The 1748-nt window shown below is 69.8% G+C and carries 2 protein-coding genes; both read right to left on the bottom strand.

The window, feature by feature from the left end; translation table 11 throughout:
* Positions 1-369: 369 nt before the first annotated feature.
* Entirely contained in the window at positions 370-1158 is a 789-nt protein-coding gene (locus tag DY157_RS11215) for a TetR/AcrR family transcriptional regulator (protein WP_115728724.1), read from the bottom strand.
* A gap of 33 nt (positions 1159-1191) precedes the next feature.
* Positions 1192-1674: a molybdopterin-binding protein gene (locus DY157_RS11210; protein ID WP_115728723.1), complete on the bottom strand. Its 483-nt coding sequence runs from the start codon at positions 1672-1674 to the stop codon at positions 1192-1194.
* Positions 1675-1748 lie beyond the last annotated feature (74 nt).

The raw sequence follows: 1748 nt of genomic DNA, 5'->3' as shown, positions 1-1748 counted from the left end.
CCCCTGCGTCACGTCACCATCCGCATCGCCGGACACAACATCACCGCCCAACCCACCATCCCACCAACCGCGAAAACCATCCTCGACAGCCTCGCCACGTGACACACCCCAACTGTGCAACTCAGGTGGACCGAACGCGATCTTGGTTGCGCGAACATGAGGTCCAGGTCGATTGACCCCAGCGGGATGAACGGTCGGAAGCGCCCGGCCCAACTGCCCGCAAGACTGTCCACGATGTCTTGAGACATGCCACCTTCGAGCCCACATAGCGCAGGCGTGGTTAGCGGGCTACGTGCTCAAGAGGGCTTTCATCCCATCCCCATCCCATCGTGCCGCTGTGGTCCTCGTGCTCTCACTGTGCGTGTAGGCCTAGAGGATTGAGTCTTCGTCTCGGGGCCGGGAGGAGGCGTAGAGGATCTGGAGGACGACCTCGAGGATCTCGCGGGCGGCAGAGTCGCGGGCGGAGGCGGGTCCCGTCTCCGCCCGCTCGCTCCGATCGACGATGCCGCCGGGCGCGTGCGGATCGATCCCCTCGCCGAGGACGGCCACCGCCTTCGTCCGCCAGGCGGCGATCCCGGCGGCGCGCATGACGACGCCGATCACCGAGTGCGTGAGGGGGCGCAGCGGCGAGACGAGTTCGCGCCCCGCCGCCTCGAGGATCCACTGGAGCACCCGCCCGAGCTCGTCGACGAACTCGAGGTTGATGTCGAGGAAGCGCGTCGCCCACTCGGGGTCGCGGATCGACCGCATCTGGAGCTCGGAGTGGAGGAGGTAGAGGTCGGCGTCGACGCCGATCGCGTCGAGGGCCTCGAAGAGGAGCGACTCCATGAGGAGGCCGTCCTCCGCCCTCCGCTCGTCGGGCGCACGGCTTCCGGCCTCGTCGATCGGCAGCGGAGCCCCGGCGGAGACGTCCCCGGACACCGTCCCCGCCCAGCGGTCAACGGTGCGCCGGAGTCGCTCGATGAGCGCGGCGTACTCGTCCTCGGCGAGGGCGGCGAGCAGGGAGTCCTTCGACGCGAAGTTCGAGTAGAAGGCGCCGCGCGAGAATCCGGCGGCCTTGCAGATGTGCTCGAGCGAGGTCGCCTCGACGCCCTCGTCGATGATGATCCGGCGGGTGGCCGCGATGAGCCTGTTCTGGGTGTCGAACCTGTTGCCCATCGCGTCCTCCGTCCGAATCTCGGCGCGGCGCGGTCAGCGCGCCTCGTCGAGCTGATGGTAGATCGCCGGGAGCAGCGGCACGAGGACGTCCAGCGCGTCGAGCGCCCCGCCCTTCGAGCCGGGGGAGGAGACGACGAGCGCTCCGGAGGAGTCGCGGGCGGTGACGCCGACGACCTCGCGCGACAGTCCGGACAGGGGGGTGGAAGCGAGGCCGTGGGCGCGGGTCTGCTCGGCGATGCCGGGGATCTCGACCTCGACGATCTCGCGGACGACCTCGGGGGCGACGTTGCCGACGCCGAATCCCGTGCCGCCGAGGATGAGGACGAGGCGCGCGCCGGTCGCGAGGGCCGACCGGGCGGCGGCGTAGAGGACCTCGCGGGATTCGGCGACGACCTCGGTGGAGGCGACGACGACGCCCGCGGCCTCGAGGGCCTCGGCGACGGCGGGGGTCGCGCGGTCCTCCTTCGTGCCGGCGAGGACGCGGTCGGAGAAGACGATGAGGGCGCTTACACACATCTGACGCCGCCGGCGGATAGAGAGGTGTGGGTGTCCGGGGGCGGCGGGCAGAGTAAAAAGAAAAGACACAGCGA

This window comes from Actinomyces culturomici (assembly GCF_900499005.1).
GTDB classification, from domain to species: Bacteria; Actinomycetota; Actinomycetes; order Actinomycetales; family Actinomycetaceae; genus Pauljensenia; species Pauljensenia culturomici.
This window is presented reverse-complemented; position numbering and strand designations above follow the sequence as displayed.